We start from the raw sequence: 14,275 nt of genomic DNA, 5'->3' as shown, positions 1-14,275 counted from the left end.
GGGGGGCAGCCTTCAGGCAGCGCCGGCAAGGCGACGGCACATGCCGCCGCCAGCAGATTTCACTTTCCCGTCTTGCGGCGCAGGCGGTACTGCTCCAGGAACTTCGCGATGCGGTTGATGGCCTCGCGCAGATCGTCCTCGTGGGGCAGGAACACGATGCGGAAATGATCCGGCGTGGCCCAGTTGAAGCCGGTGCCCTGGACCAGCATCACGCGGGTTTCCTTCAACAGCTCGAGGAAGAACTGGCGGTCGTCCGAGATCGGATAGACCTCGGGGTCGAGCCTGGGGAACATGTAGAGCGCGGCGCTCGGCTTGACGCAGGTCACGCCCGGGATGGCGGTGATCAGCTCGTAGGCCAGGTCGCGCTGGCGGCGCAGGCGCCCGCCGTCGCAGACCAGGTCGTTGATGCTCTGGTAGCCGCCCAAGGCGGTCTGGATGGCCCATTGGCCCGGCACGTTGGCGCACAGGCGCATGTTCGAGAGCATGTTCAGGCCCTCGATGTAATCCTGCGCGGCGCGCTTGTCGCCCGAGACCACCACCCAGCCGGCGCGGTAGCCGCACGAGCGATAGCTCTTGGAGAGCGAGTTGAAGGTGAGCGTGAGCACATCGGTCGACAGGCTCGCGATGGCGGTGTGCTTGACGTCGTCGTACAGCACCTTGTCGTAGACCTCGTCGGCAAAGATCACGAGACCATGTTCGCGCGCGATGGCCACGATGCTCTTGAGCAATTCGTCGGAATAGAGCGCGCCGGTCGGGTTGTTCGGGTTGATGACCACGATGCCCTTGGTGCGGGGCGTGATCTTGGCGCGGATATCGTCCAGGTTGGGCATCCAGCCGTTGGCCTCGTCGCACAGATAGTGCACCGGGGTGCCGCCCGACAGGCTGGTGGAGGCGGTCCACAAAGGGTAGTCGGGGGCCGGCAGGAGCAGTTCGTCGCCGTCGTCCAGCAGCGCGTTCGTGGACATGGCGATCAGCTCGCTGGCACCGTTGCCCAGATAGATGTCGTCCAACGTGACGCCGGCGATGCCCTGCTTCTGGGTCTCGTGCATCACCGCCTTGCGCGCGGCGAAGACGCCCTTGCTGTCCGAATACCCCGCCGAGTTCGGCAGGTTGCGGATCATGTCCTGCTGGATTTCCTCGGGCGCATCGAAGCCAAACACGGCGAGATTGCCGATATTGAGCTTGATGATCTTCTGGCCGTCCTCTTCCATCTGCTTGGCGGCATCCATGATGGGACCGCGGATGTCGTAGAGAACGTTGGCCAGCTTGGCCGATTTCTTGAGCTGCTTCAAAGGGCCCTCCCGGGCGGGTTTACTCGAGGGTCAAAGGCCCCTGCAGGCCTCATGTCACTGGGGAAAACCTATAATTTGACCACAGTTCCCAGTGCACCGATGAAGCTCCAGCCCGACAAATCCGACGCCCAATCCCTCACCGCACACGGCCCCGGCTGGGTCGCGATCAACAATGAAAAGGTCGAGGGCAGTGTGGTGGTCGGCTCGCGCGGCGAGCGTTTCGAGTGGAATTGCACCCGTTTTGACGAAATCGGCCCGGAACATTTCGCGCAATTGGCGGGATTGGGCGCCGAATTGATCATTTTCGGCAGCGGAACCCGCATTCGTTTTCCGCAGCCTGCCTGGCTCCAGCCCTTGATGGCGCAGCGCACCGGCGTCGAGACCATGGACACCCCGGCCGCCTGCCGGACCTACAACATCCTGGCCGGCGAAGGCCGGCATGTGATCGCCGCCCTGCTGGTCGAGAGCCCGTCGTCTGACTGAGAGGGGTGTTTTCGGGGTAAAATAGCGGGTTGCGAACAGGCCAGCTACCCCAAAGTTAGCAACGACCAATCCTCTGCGCATCGAGTCTGCCCCAAAGAACTCGATCCACGGAATCTAACGGAGAAAACAAGTTTCATGGCGATCGTTGTCAACAAACCCATTCCTGAATTCGACGCCAACGCCACGGGCGGCCTCAAGGTCTCGAATACCTCGCATCTCGGCCACGTGCTGGTCATGTATTTTTACCCGAAAGATAACACCCCGGGTTGCACCACCGAAGCCATGCAGTTTCGCGACCGCTACAAGGACTTCGAAAAAGCCGGTGCCACTGTTTTCGGCGTCTCGCGTGACAACATGAAGTCGCACGACGAGTTCAAGGCCAAGCTCGAACTGCCTTTCGAACTGATCGCCGACACCGAAGAAAAAATGTGCCACATGTTCGGCGTGGTCAAGAACAAGATCATGTACGGCAAGAAGGTCAAGGGCATCGAACGCAGCACCTTCCTGATCGGCGCTGACGGCATCCTGAAGGCCGAATGGCGCGGGCTCAAAGTTCCGGGCCACGTCGATGACGTGCTCAAGGCAGTCAAGGCGCTCAAGAAGGCCGCCTGACCGCAGCAAGAAGCGCCAGCTTGCGCTTTGGGCGATTTGCGTGGGGAATGCCCAACGCAGCCGCAAAGAGCCTCTGGCGTGTCACCTGCGGTGTGCATAATGGCCTCATGCCGTTGAGTTCCACGACCGCATCCCCCGAACAAAGCCGCCTTGGTCTTCAGGCGGCTTTTTCGTTTTCTGGTTTCCACTTTCCTGCGAGCGACTTCCCACATGCCATTGCCTCCCGCCCCCACGAAACGCGCCGCATTGCTCTCGCCGGATGCGATCGACGCACCCGCCCGCTCCTCGCACAGGGGTTCGCGCCGCGCTGGCGACCAGCGCGCTGACGAAACAACCTCCAACGGCCCGCAGCCGCTGGAGCTGTTCGACAACCCGGCTTCCGAAGCGGTGGGCGGCGGCGAGACCGCGCGTCCGGCGCGCCGCGGCCGCCCCCGGCCGGCGCCCGCGCCTGCCCCCCAACAGCCTGCCGCCATTCAGGTCGAGACGCGGGTCCCGGCGCCCCCCGCTCCGGTCCACGCCCTCGCTCCCGCCCCTGTCGCAACCGCACCGCAAGCGCCTGCTCGCCCCAAGCGCAGCAAGTCCACCGGTCCGGCCAAGCTGTTCGTGCTCGACACCAACGTGCTGCTGCACGACCCGATGTGCCTGTTCCGTTTCGAGGAGCACGACATCTTCCTGCCGATGATCGTGCTGGAAGAGCTCGACGGCCACAAGAAAGGCACGACCGAAGTCGCCCGCAACGGCCGCCAGACCAGCCGCACGCTCGATGCGCTGGCCGGCGCGCAGGATGCCGACATCGACAAGGGGCTGAAGCTGGACACCACCGGCCATCGCGAGGCCGGCGGTCGCCTGTTCTTCCAGACCGCCCCGCTCGATTACTCGCTGCCGATCAGCTTGCCCCAGGGCAAGGCCGACAACCAGATCCTGGGTGTGGTGCATGCGCTGCGCGACGAGTACGCCAAGGATCGCCCCGGCAAGCCGAAGCAGGAAGTGGTGCTGGTGTCGAAAGACATCAACATGCGCGTCAAGGCGCGCGCGCTGGGCCTGGCCGCCGACGACTACCAGAACGACAAGACGCTGGAAGACGGTGACCTGCTCTACGCCGGCTCGCTGGCGCTCCCGCCCGACTTCTGGACCCGCCAGAGCAAGACCGTCGAGAGCTGGCAGAGCGGCAGCAACACCTTCTATCGGATCAGCGGTCCGATCGTGCCCAACCTGTACATCAACCAGTTCGTCTTCTTCGAGGCGCCCGGCGAGCCGAGCATGTACGCGCGCGTCACCGAGATCCGCGACAAGACCGCGGTGCTCAAGACGCTCAAGGACTACAGCTCGGGCAAGAACGCGGTGTGGGGCGTGAACACGCGCAACCGCGAGCAGAACTTCGCGATGAACCTGCTGATGGACCCGGAAATCGACTTCGTCACGCTGACCGGCACCGCCGGCACCGGCAAGACCCTGATGGCGCTGGCCTCGGGCCTCACGCAGGTGCTGGACGACCGCCGCTACACCGAGATCATCATGACCCGCGCCACGGTGAGCGTGGGCGAAGACATCGGCTTCCTGCCCGGTACCGAGGAAGAAAAGATGGGCCCCTGGATGGGCGCGCTGGACGACAACCTCGAGTTTCTCGCCAAGGGCGACGGCGGCGGTGCCGGCGAATGGGGCCGCGCGGCCACCAACGAGCTGATCCGCAGCCGCATCAAGGTCAAGAGCATGAACTTCATGCGCGGGCGCACCTTCCTGAACAAGTACGTGATCATCGACGAGGCGCAGAACCTGACGCCCAAGCAGATGAAGACGCTGATCACCCGGGCCGGCCCGGGCACCAAGATCATCTGCATGGGCAACTTGGCGCAGATCGACACGCCGTACCTGACGGAAGGTTCCTCGGGTCTCACCTTCGCGGTCGACAAGTTCAAGGGCTGGCCGCACGGCGGGCACATCACGCTGGCGCGCGGCGAACGCTCACGCCTGGCCGATTTCGCAAGCGACGTGCTCTAAAAAGCCAGTCAGCAACCAAGCCCGCGCATGCTCCCTTGGGGCATCGCGGGCTTTTTTTCGCCCCGCGATGACAGGCTCCTGACAAGACGTTGTCAGGAGGCGGCTCGCACCATCGAGGCTCCTTCCAACACAACGAAAGAGAGCTCTTCATGCAGAACGCAATCACCTGGTTCGAGATTCCGGTCAGCGACCTGGACCGTGCTCAGGCCTTCTATGAAACCGTGCTGGCGCGCAAGCTGCGCCGCGAGAGTCTCGGCGGCGAGGCGCTGGCTGTTTTTCCGTACGACGCCCCGGGCGTCGGCGGCGCCTTGCAGGCCGGCGCAAGTGCCGCCGGCCGTGCGGGCAGCAGCATCCGTGTCTACCTCGATTGCATGCCCAGCATCGACGCCGTGCTGTCGCGCGTCGAGGCGGCCGGCGGGCAGGTCGTGGCGCCCAAGTCCGCGCTGCCGCCAGGCATGGGTTTCATCGCCCATCTGCGCGACACCGAAGGCAACGAAGTCGGCCTGCACGCCCTCGCCTGAGCACCATGGCACAGCGCAACTGGATCGCAGTCGCGAGCGCCGAACATGCCCGGCGCGGGCGCGACCACAAGCCACTCGGCTTCATGCAGGTCGGCCACGGCAAGCTGGCCCCTCTCAAGCGGGTCGCCGCGGGCGACCGCGTGGCCTACTATTCGCCGGCCATGGTGTTCGGCGGCACGGACAAGCTGCAGAGCTTCGTTGCGATCGGCACCGTGCTGCCCGGCGAACCCTACGAATTCGACATGGGCGGCGGCTTCGTCCCGTGGCGCCGCGACGTGAGCTACGCGGCCTCGCACGAGGCGCCCATCGCGCCGCTGATCGAGCGCCTTGCCTTCATCGAGACGCCGAAGCAGTGGGGCTACAAGTTCCGCTTCGGCATGTTCGACGTGACCGACGCCGACATGGCATTGATCGCCCGGACCATGAAGGCGGACCTGAAAACGCTCGCCCTTTGAGCAGCAACACCCGAACATCGCAGACACAGGAGAAGAACCCCATGGAACCCGCCCGCCAACACCACGACGCATTCCGGGTCGCCGGCCTCACGGTCCGCACGACCAACCGCGAAGAAAACGATCCAGCCACGGCCCGCATCGGCGCGCTATGGGGCCGTTTCTTCGGCGAGCAGACCTACGAATCGACGCCCCATCGCACGAGCGACACGCGCATCTTCGGCGTCTACTCCGCCTACGAATCCGATGCCCATGGCCCGTTCGACATCACCGTTGGCGTGGCCGTCTCGGACGGCGCGGACAGCGTGGCCGTCGAAGCCGGCGACTACCTCGTCTTCACCGGCCAGGGCGAGATGCCGCAGATGGTGATCGCCACCTGGCAGCGCATCTGGCAGTATTTCGAGGCGCACCCGGAAATCGCGCGCCGCTACCAGAGCGATTTCGAAGCCTACGAGGGGCCGGACAAGGTGGCGATCCACATCGGAGTCTCCGCAGTTTCATGAGCATGAAGAAGAGCTGGCGCGACAGGCTCGCCAGCTACCCGCACCTGCCGAACGTCAAGGAGATCCCCGCGCCGATGCGAAAGCGCCACGGCGAGGGCACCATCGCCACGCCCTCGCCGCGCGAGGTCGAGGAGGCGATGCGTGGCGTGCCCGAGGGCCGGCTCGCGACCGTGATGGGCATCGGCGAGGACATCGCGGTGCGCCATCGCGCCACCATCGGCTGCACCGTGACCACGGCGATCTTTGCGCACATGGTCGCGCACGCCACCGAAGAGTCGCTGAAGGCGGAAGACCGGACGCCCTACTGGCGCACCCTCAAGATCGGCGGCGAACTCAACCCCAAGTACCCCGGCGGCATCGAGGCGCAGATGGCCAGGCTCGAAGCCGAAGGCCACACGGTCGTCCAGCGCGGCAAGCGCTACTTCGTCGAGGACTTCGCCAAGAAGCTCTCCGGAACGCGCTGATGCGCCGCGCCGATCGCCTCTTCCAGCTCGTGCAGCTCATCCGCGGGCGCCGGCTCACCACGGCTGCGTTTCTCGCGCAGCGCCTGGAGGTCTCGGAGCGCACGGTGTACCGCGACGTGGCCGACCTGCAGCACCAGGGCGTGCCGATCGAGGGCGAAGCCGGCGTGGGCTATCGGCTGGGTGTGGGCTTCGAGCTGCCGCCGCTGATGTTCACGCAGGACGAGGCCTCGGCGCTCGTGGCTGCGGCGCGGCTTGCGCAGAGTTGGGTCGATCCGGCGCTGGCGCGCGACATCGAATCGGGGCTTGGCAAGATTCTCTCGGTGCTGCCGCCGGCCGCGCGCGTCTCGGCGGAAGCGCTGGCGCTCTATGCGCCCGCGCTGGGGCTCGACGACGTCATGGGCGCGCGGCTGCAGGCCTTGCGCGAGGCCGTGCAGGCGCGCCAGAAACTGCGCCTCAATTACCGCGACGTGTCGGGCGACGCCAGCGAGCGCACGGTGCGGCCGCTCGGCTGCTTCTACTGGGGAAAGGTCTGGACGCTGTCGACCTGGTGCGAGCTGCGCAACGACTTCCGCGGGTTTCGCGTCGATCGCATGGATGCGGTCGAGGTTCTGCCCGATCGATTTCGCGACGAACCGGGCAAGACGCTGGCCGACCTGCTGCGCCAGGTGAAGGCCCGCCAGGTGGAAACGACGCCGCCGGAACCGCAGACATGGCCGTCGAAGGCCCGAGGTCCTTCGAAGCCTTGACCCCTTCGGTTCGCCTCAATACTGGTCGCTGTGGCTGTAGCCTTCCAGGTTCTCGAACTTGGTGATCGGCTTCAGGAAGGCCAGCTTGACGGTGCCCGTGGGGCCGTTTCGGTGCTTGCTGATGATCACCTCCGCCACGCCCGGCTCCTTGCTGTTCTTGTCGTAGTAGTCGTCGCGGTAGATGAACATGATGATGTCCGCGTCCTGCTCGATGGCGCCGGATTCGCGCAAGTCGCTCATCATCGGGCGCTTGTCGGTTCGACTTTCCACGCCGCGGCTGAGCTGCGAGAGCGCGATCACCGGGCACTTGAGTTCCTTGGCGAGCATCTTCAGCCCCCGCGAGATTTCACCCACGGCCGTTGCGCGGTTCTCGTCACCGCTCGAGCTGGTGGACATGAGCTGCAGGTAGTCGACCACGATCAGGCCGAGGCGCCCGTACTGGCGCGCGAGCCGGCGTGCATTGGCGCGCAGTTCGCTGGTGGACAGGCCCGGTGTCTCGTCGATGTGCAGCGACACGGTGCGCAGCTTCTCGATGGCTTCGGTCAGGCGTGGCCACTCTTCGTCGCTGAGCTTGCCGGTGCGCAGGTGACCCTGGTCGATGCGGCCGATCGAGCCGACGATACGCACCGCCAGCTGCGAGGCGCCCATTTCCATCGAGAACACGGCAACGGGCAGGCCTTCGTTGAGCGCCACGTGCTCGGCGATGTTGATCGCCAGCGAGGTCTTGCCCATCGAGGGGCGCGCGGCCAGCACGATCATGTCGCCCGGCTGCAGGCCCGAGGTCATCTTGTCGAAGTCGTGAAAGCCGGTGCGAACGCCCGTGATGTCGTTCGGGTTCTCGGCCATCTCGGTCACGCGGTCGAGCAGCTCGACCACCAGGGCGTCCATGCTCTGGAAGCCCTGCTTCATCCGCGAGCCTTCTTCGCCGATGTTGAAGATCTTCTGCTCGGCCTCGTCCAGGATCTTGTCGACCGGCTTCCCCTGCGGGTTGAAGGCGTTGGTCGCGATCTCGTCACTGGCGGAAACGAGCTTTCGCAGGATCGAGCGCTCGCGCACGATCTCCGCATAGCGCCGGATGTTGCTCGCGCTCGGCACGTACTGCGCGAGCGAGTTCAGGTAGACCAGCCCGCCGATATCGTCGGCCTTGCCCAGGCTCTGCAACTGCTCGAAGACGGTGATGACGTCAGCCGGCTTGCTGGCATTGATCAGCCCGCCGATGGCGGCGTAGATCAGCTTGTGCTCGTGGCGGTAGAAGTCGCCGTCGACCAGCAGGTCGCCCATGCGGTCCCAGGCGCCGTTGTCGAGCAGCAGGCCACCAAGCACGCTCGATTCGGCCTCGATGGAGTGAGGCGGAATGCGCAGTTGGGCGATCTGGCGGTCGGCCGACGAATTACCGTCGGTGTAAGAGAAAACGGCGGACATGGGACCTTGGAAGTGAACGGGCATGCTACGCGCGCGGCACTGGCAGCGCTACGCATAACGTTGTGTACGTGCTGTGCAAAACCCTGTGGACAGCCACTGAATAAACCGGGCGAACAAAAAACAAAAGCCGCCCGAAGGCGGCTTTCGCGGCAGCGCACGAGGCGCCACGAACGATCAGGCGGTTTCGCCGTAGACCGTGACGGTGATCTCGACGACCACGTCGGTGTGCAGCGCAACAGCCACGGTGCTGTCGCCGACGACCTTGATCGGACCGTTGGGCAGGCGCACTTGCGACTTGGCAACCTTGTAGCCTTGCTTGCCCAGCTCTTCGGCGATGTCGCCGTTGGTGACCGAGCCGAACAGGCGGCCGTCGACGCCAGCCTTTTGCGTCAGCTTGACGGTCGTGCCGCCGAGCTTTTCGCCTTGGGCTTGCATTTCAGCCAGCTTGGCGGCCGCAGCCTTTTCGAGTTCGACGCGCTTGGCTTCGAATTCGGCCTTGTTGGCAGCGGTGGCGCGGCGAGCGCGGCCCGACGGAATCAGGAAGTTGCGCGCGTAACCGTCCTTGACCTTGACGATTTCGCCGAGGGTGCCGAGGTTGACGACCTTGTCCAGAAGAATGACTTGCATGGTGTCGGCTCCTTAGACGCGGTGTTGGTCGCTGTACGGGACCATGGCCAGGAAGCGGGCGCGCTTGATGGCGGTGTTGAGCTGGCGCTGGTAGATCGCGCGCGTGCCGGTCAGGCGTGCGGGGATGATCTTGCCGTTTTCGCTGATGAAGTCACGCAGCGTGTCGATGTCCTTGTAGTCGATTTCCTCGACGCCAGCGACGGTGAAACGGCAGAAGCGCTTGCGCTTGAACAGCAGCGACTGGGTGTTGCGCTTCGGGCGCTTGTCTTTGTTGAATTTCTTAAACGTGGCCATTTGGGGACCTCTTGTCGAAAATTAATCTTGCTGAAAATCCTGGATGTGCAGGACCGGATGCTTGCCGTTGCCCGGTGTCGCGAGAAAACCCTGAAAACGCCAGAGACTTCCCATCGACTGTCTTGCGAGCCGTTCGGCGATGGCGCCGAAGGCAACGGCCTTGAGGGCCGTCTTCACCTGCCGGGGTTTGCCTGCTTCATCGAGCGTGGACTCGTGTTCGAGTCTGAGGTCGATGGCTGGCAGGCCGGCGGGCGTGTATCGCAAGGCTCCGAGTTCGGCAACCGAGGCGGTCAGCAAGAGCTGATTGACACCGGTTGCCAGAGCGGCAGCAGTCACGCCATCAGTTGTTGTTGGCGGCGTATTCGGCCTGCTGGGCCTTGCGGGCTTCTTCGCGCTCGACCGTCTTCATCATCGACGAAGGACCGGTTTCGGCCTTCTTCTTCTGGACGGTGAGGTGACGCAGCACGGCATCGTTGAACTTGAACGCGTGTTCCAGTTCGCCCATCACGGCTTGCTCGGCTTCGATGTTGACGCACAGGTAGTGCGCCTTGTTGAGCTTGTTGATCTGGTAAGCCAGCTGGCGGCGGCCCCAGTCTTCAACGCGATGGACGTTGCCACCGCCGGCCGTGATCAGGCCCTTGTAGCGCTCCAGCATGGCCGGAACTTGCTCGCTCTGATCCGGGTGGATCAGCAAAATGATTTCGTAGTGACGCATGGCACTCCTTGTGGATTCTTCCGAGGAAGAGGAAAAGCCACCTGCAGCGTCGGGCGCAGTGTGGCAAGGCAAAGCCGGCGATTATAGCCCTGTAATTGACAATCCGGCAAGGCACCTCAGTCGTTGAGGGCCTTGTCCAGGGCCGCGGCCTTCTCGGGACCGACCGCCGCACGGATCTTGGGCGCCAGCGCCAGCAGGTCTTCATAGCTCGTAGCGCCCTCGACCTGCAGGTTGAGCCGGAACCCCATCAGGCCCAGACTGCCCGTGAGCTGGATGGCGATGGGGTAGGAGTCCTTGTACCGCTGCTGCTTGCTGCGGCCGGAAGAGCTGGAGCCAACCGCAGAAGCTGCCGGTTTCGGAGCCTCTGGGGTCGTGCCGATCTCCGTCGGTGCCGGTGACGTCGCACTGCCTGCTGCCGCCTCCAGCAGTCCCAGTGCGACCATGTGATCGATGTCTTCGCGCACGATGCCCATGCCGTTGGCCAGCACCTCGTCGACCGAGCGTTTGCCATCGAAAAGAATGAACGCCGAGCGCTGGCGCGGCGTCATGGGGACCGCGCGGTCCTTCAGGGCCTGATGGCCCGCCGATGTCTTCACAAGAATCATGGTGGTCTTCCCCTTCCGGGATACGCCCGTGAGTCTCAGAAGTCTGGCATCAATTACGCAATTTGTTTCAAAAACACCCACGCCTCGCGGGAATCCCCCCATGGGGATTTCCGCAATCCGGCGCGACGGAACTCAGCGCTTGGCGAGTTGCTGCCAGGTGTCGATCACGCTGTCGGGGTTGAGCGAGATCGATTCGATCCCCTCTTCCGCCAGCCAGAGTGCGAAGTCCGGATGGTCGCTGGGGCCCTGGCCGCAGATGCCCACGTACTTGCCCTCGGCCTTGCAGGCCTTGATGACGCGGCTCAGCAACGCCTTGATGGCCGGGTCGCGCTCGTCGAAGTCGGCCGCCAGCAGTTCGAGCCCCGAATCGCGGTCCAGGCCCAGCGTGAGCTGGGTCAGGTCGTTCGAGCCGATCGAGAAGCCGTCGAAGTACTTCAGGAACTCCTCCGGCAGGATCGCGTTGCTCGGCACCTCGCACATCATGATCAGCTTGAGATCGTTCTCGCCGCGCTTCAGGCCATGCTCGCCCAGCAGCGTGGTCACGCGCTCGGCCTGGCCCAGGGTGCGCACGAAGGGCACCATGATCTGCACGTTGACCAGGCCCATGTCGTTGCGCACGCGCTTGAGCGCCTCGCACTCCATGGCAAAGGCCTCGCCGAAATCGGCGCTCAGGTAGCGCGCCGCGCCGCGGAAGCCCAGCATCGGGTTCTCTTCTTCCGGCTCGTAGCGGCTGCCGCCGATCAGCTTGCGGTACTCGTTCGACTTGAAGTCCGACAGGCGCACGATGACCTTCTTGGGCCAGAAGGCGGCAGCGATGGTCGCGATGCCTTCGGCCACCTTGTCGACGTAGAAGGCGCGCGGCGAAGCGTGGCCGCGGGCCACCGACTCGACCGCCTTCTTCAGGTCGTTGTCGACGTTCGGGTAGTCGAGGATCGCCTTCGGGTGCACCCCGATGTTGTTGTTGATGATGAACTCAAGGCGGGCCAAGCCCACGCCGTGGTTCGGCAACTGCGCGAAGTCGAAGGCCAGTTGCGGGTTGCCGACGTTCATCATCAGCTGGATGTCGATTTCCGGCATCACGCCGCGCTGCACTTCGGTCACCTCGGTCTCGAGCAGGCCGTCGTAGATGAAGCCGGTGTCGCCTTCGGCGCAGCTCACGGTGACCAGCGTGCCGTCTTTGAGCAGGTCAGTCGCGTCGCCACAGCCGACCACGGCCGGAATGCCGAGCTCGCGCGCAATGATGGCCGCGTGGCAGGTGCGCCCGCCGCGGTTGGTGACGATGGCCGCGGCGCGCTTCATCACCGGTTCCCAGTTCGGGTCGGTCATGTCGGTGACGAGCACATCACCGGCCTGCACCTTGTCCATTTCGCTGATGTTGTGCACCAGGCGCACGGGGCCGGTGCCGATCTTCTGGCCGATGGCACGGCCTTCGGCGAGCACTGCGCCTTTGCCCAGCAACTTGTAGCGCTGCTCGGCCTTGCCCTGCTGCTGGCTCTTCACCGTCTCGGGGCGCGCCTGCAGGATGTAGAGATGGCCGTCGGTGCCGTCCTTGCCCCACTCGATGTCCATCGGACGGCCGTAGTGCTCTTCGATGACCAGCGCGTACTTGGCCAGTTGCTCGACGTCGGCGTCGCTCAGCGAGTAGCGGTTGCGCTGCTCAGCCTTCACGTCGGAGGTCTTCACCAGCTTGCCGCTCGCCTTTTTCTCTTCGGGCGTCGCGAACTCCATCTGGATCAGCTTGGAGCCGAGGTTGCGGCGGATCACGGCGCGCTTGCCGGCGCGCAGCGTCGGCTTGTGCACGTAGAACTCGTCCGGGTTCACGGCGCCCTGCACCACCGTCTCGCCGAGGCCGTAGCTCGACGTGATGAAAACGACCTGGTCGAAGCCCGATTCGGTGTCGATGGTGAACATGACGCCGGCGGCGCCCAGGTCGGAGCGCACCATGCGCTGCACGCCGGCCGAGAGCGCGACCACGTCGTGCTCGAAGCCCTTGTGCACGCGGTAGCTGATGGCGCGGTCGTTGTAGAGGGAGGCGAACACCTCCTTCATCTTGTGCAGCACGTCTTCGATGCCGACCACATTCAGGAAGGTTTCCTGCTGACCGGCGAACGAAGCGTCGGGCAAGTCTTCGGCGGTAGCGGAAGAACGCACGGCGAACGAGGCAGACGGGTTGCCGGCGCTCAGCGTGGCGAAGGCCTCGCCAATGGCTTTCTGCAGGTCGGCCGGGAAGGGCTGGGACTCGACCATGGCGCGGATCTCGGCACCGGCGACGGCCAGGGCGCGCACGTCCTCGGTGTCCAGTGCGGCCAGGCGCTTGCTGATCTTGTCGGCCAGGCCGTCGTGGGCCAGGAACTGGCGGAAGGCGTGGGCCGTGGTCGCGAAACCGGTGGGCACCCGCACGCCTTGAGGCAGCTGCGAGATCATTTCGCCGAGGCTGGCGTTCTTGCCGCCAACCGCCTCGACGTCGGTCATTCTCAGGTTTTCAAACGGTACGATCAGGGCGGTCGCGTCGAAAAGTGCAGACATGGGGAAGCTCCAGAAGTTGAAACCGGTGCTGCATGCAGGCGGCACGGCACGATCGTTGTCGTTGCTTTGGGTGCGGAAGCGGCGTGCATGAGAAGAATGGGGGTTGGGAAAGCGGATTCCCGATAATGGACCGGATTGTAGGCGTGGCAAGGTCGCCCGCGCCGCAGGACAAGGCCGCAAGAGCAACACCATGCAGACACGCACTGTTTTCTTCATTTCCGACGGCACCGGCATCACCGCCGAGACTTTCGGCAACGCCGTGCTCGCCCAGTTCGAGATGAAGCCGCGCCATGTGCGGCTGCCGTTCACCGACACGGTCGACAAGGCGCACCAGGCGGTGCGGCATATCAACCACACGGCCGAACTCGAGGGCGTGCGGCCCATCGTCTTCACCACGCTGGCCAACATGGACGTGCTGGAAGTGATCGAAACCGGCTGCAAGGGCATGCTGCTGGACATGTTCGGCACCTTCGTGCGGCCGCTGGAAATCGAGCTCGCGGTGAAGTCGAACCACCGCATCGGACGCTTCAGCGACGTGAGCAAGAGCAAGGAATACAACGCCCGCATCGCAGCCATCGACTTCAGCCTGGCGCACGACGATGGCCAGAGCAACCGCGACCTGCAGGGCGCCGACGTGATCCTGGTCGGCGTGAGCCGCAGCGGCAAGACGCCCACCTCGCTCTACCTGGCGATGCAGCACGGCCTGAAAGCGGCCAACTACCCGCTGATTCCCGAAGACTTCGACCGCCGCCAGCTGCCGCCTGCGCTGATGCCGCACCGCAAGAAGATCTTCGGCCTGACGATCCAGCCCGAGCGGCTGAGCGAGATCCGCAACGAGCGGCGACCCGATTCGCGCTACGCGAGCCTGGAGAACTGCCGTCACGAGGTGAGCGAGGCCGAGGCCATGATGCGGCGCGCCGGCATCCGCTGGCTATCGACCACCACCAAGTCGATCGAGGAAATCGCGACCACGATCCTGCAGGAGCTGCGGCCGGAGCGGTTGACGTACTGATTT

At 64.6% G+C, this 14,275-nt stretch carries 17 protein-coding genes; 9 read left to right on the top strand and 8 right to left on the bottom strand.

The window, feature by feature from the left end:
• Nucleotides 1–59: 59 nt before the first annotated feature.
• Nucleotides 60–1,292, bottom strand: coding sequence for a pyridoxal phosphate-dependent aminotransferase (locus ACSFA7_RS01505; protein WP_435497745.1), 1,233 nt, complete (start codon nucleotides 1,290–1,292; stop codon nucleotides 60–62).
• A gap of 99 nt (nucleotides 1,293–1,391) precedes the next feature.
• Here ACSFA7_RS01505 and ACSFA7_RS01500 point away from each other — a divergent pair, with 99 nt between their 5' ends.
• From ACSFA7_RS01500 to ACSFA7_RS01465, 8 genes are all read left to right on the top strand, one after another.
• Nucleotides 1,392–1,775, top strand: a complete 384-nt coding sequence (locus ACSFA7_RS01500) for an Mth938-like domain-containing protein (protein WP_042579530.1) — start codon at nucleotides 1,392–1,394, stop codon at nucleotides 1,773–1,775.
• A gap of 135 nt (nucleotides 1,776–1,910) precedes the next feature.
• Nucleotides 1,911–2,387 carry a peroxiredoxin gene (locus tag ACSFA7_RS01495; protein WP_007830801.1) on the top strand — a complete coding sequence of 159 codons (477 nt, stop codon included), beginning with the start codon at nucleotides 1,911–1,913 and terminating at the stop codon, nucleotides 2,385–2,387.
• Between the two features lie 210 nt (nucleotides 2,388–2,597).
• Nucleotides 2,598–4,385: a PhoH family protein gene (locus ACSFA7_RS01490; protein ID WP_435497744.1), complete on the top strand. Its 1,788-nt coding sequence runs from the start codon at nucleotides 2,598–2,600 to the stop codon at nucleotides 4,383–4,385.
• A gap of 149 nt (nucleotides 4,386–4,534) precedes the next feature.
• Nucleotides 4,535–4,906, top strand: coding sequence for a VOC family protein (locus ACSFA7_RS01485; protein WP_435497743.1), 372 nt, complete (start codon nucleotides 4,535–4,537; stop codon nucleotides 4,904–4,906).
• Nucleotides 4,907–4,911: 5 nt separating this feature from the next.
• Entirely contained in the window at nucleotides 4,912–5,361 is a 450-nt protein-coding gene (locus ACSFA7_RS01480) for an EVE domain-containing protein (RefSeq protein WP_435497742.1), read from the top strand.
• Nucleotides 5,362–5,402: 41 nt separating this feature from the next.
• A complete protein-coding gene (locus tag ACSFA7_RS01475) occupies nucleotides 5,403–5,861 on the top strand; it encodes a GyrI-like domain-containing protein (RefSeq protein ID WP_435497741.1) in 459 nt (152 codons plus the stop codon).
• Entirely contained in the window at nucleotides 5,858–6,325 is a 468-nt protein-coding gene (locus ACSFA7_RS01470; RefSeq protein ID WP_435497740.1) for an MGMT family protein, read from the top strand. The genes ACSFA7_RS01475 and ACSFA7_RS01470 overlap by 4 nt, the downstream gene beginning before the upstream one ends.
• Complete coding sequence (locus ACSFA7_RS01465) at nucleotides 6,325–7,071, top strand: helix-turn-helix transcriptional regulator (protein WP_435497739.1); 747 nt, start codon at nucleotides 6,325–6,327, stop codon at nucleotides 7,069–7,071. Before ACSFA7_RS01470 ends, ACSFA7_RS01465 begins: the two co-directional genes overlap by 1 nt.
• A gap of 15 nt (nucleotides 7,072–7,086) precedes the next feature.
• Here ACSFA7_RS01465 and dnaB read toward each other — a convergent pair whose 3' ends face one another.
• The 7 genes from dnaB to ppsA form a co-directional block, all read right to left on the bottom strand.
• Nucleotides 7,087–8,493: a replicative DNA helicase gene (dnaB, locus tag ACSFA7_RS01460; protein ID WP_435497738.1), complete on the bottom strand. Its 1,407-nt coding sequence runs from the start codon at nucleotides 8,491–8,493 to the stop codon at nucleotides 7,087–7,089.
• Nucleotides 8,494–8,667: 174 nt separating this feature from the next.
• Nucleotides 8,668–9,120 (bottom strand): 50S ribosomal protein L9, encoded by a 453-nt coding sequence (gene rplI / locus ACSFA7_RS01455; protein WP_013540525.1) that lies wholly within the window; start codon nucleotides 9,118–9,120, stop codon nucleotides 8,668–8,670.
• A 12-nt stretch (nucleotides 9,121–9,132) separates the two neighbouring features.
• Nucleotides 9,133–9,414, bottom strand: coding sequence for a 30S ribosomal protein S18 (gene rpsR, locus ACSFA7_RS01450; RefSeq protein ID WP_007830781.1), 282 nt, complete (start codon nucleotides 9,412–9,414; stop codon nucleotides 9,133–9,135).
• A 21-nt stretch (nucleotides 9,415–9,435) separates the two neighbouring features.
• Nucleotides 9,436–9,750: a primosomal replication protein N gene (gene priB / locus ACSFA7_RS01445; RefSeq protein WP_013540524.1), complete on the bottom strand. Its 315-nt coding sequence runs from the start codon at nucleotides 9,748–9,750 to the stop codon at nucleotides 9,436–9,438.
• 4 nt (nucleotides 9,751–9,754) lie between these two features.
• A complete protein-coding gene (rpsF, locus tag ACSFA7_RS01440; RefSeq protein WP_435497737.1) occupies nucleotides 9,755–10,129 on the bottom strand; it encodes a 30S ribosomal protein S6 in 375 nt (124 codons plus the stop codon).
• Nucleotides 10,130–10,245: 116 nt separating this feature from the next.
• On the bottom strand, nucleotides 10,246–10,734 hold the full coding sequence (locus tag ACSFA7_RS01435; protein WP_435497736.1) for a hypothetical protein: 489 nt from the start codon (nucleotides 10,732–10,734) through the stop codon (nucleotides 10,246–10,248).
• A 132-nt stretch (nucleotides 10,735–10,866) separates the two neighbouring features.
• Nucleotides 10,867–13,260 (bottom strand): phosphoenolpyruvate synthase, encoded by a 2,394-nt coding sequence (ppsA, locus tag ACSFA7_RS01430; RefSeq protein ID WP_435497735.1) that lies wholly within the window; start codon nucleotides 13,258–13,260, stop codon nucleotides 10,867–10,869.
• A 190-nt stretch (nucleotides 13,261–13,450) separates the two neighbouring features.
• Between ppsA and ppsR the strand changes: the two genes are divergently transcribed.
• A complete protein-coding gene (gene ppsR / locus ACSFA7_RS01425) occupies nucleotides 13,451–14,272 on the top strand; it encodes a posphoenolpyruvate synthetase regulatory kinase/phosphorylase PpsR (protein WP_306877557.1) in 822 nt (273 codons plus the stop codon).
• Nucleotides 14,273–14,275 lie beyond the last annotated feature (3 nt).

Source organism: Variovorax trehalosi, assembly GCF_051216415.1.
GTDB lineage: Bacteria > Pseudomonadota > Gammaproteobacteria > Burkholderiales > Burkholderiaceae_C > Variovorax.
Note: the sequence above shows the minus strand (reverse complement) of the source record. Positions and strands in the feature narration are given on the sequence as shown.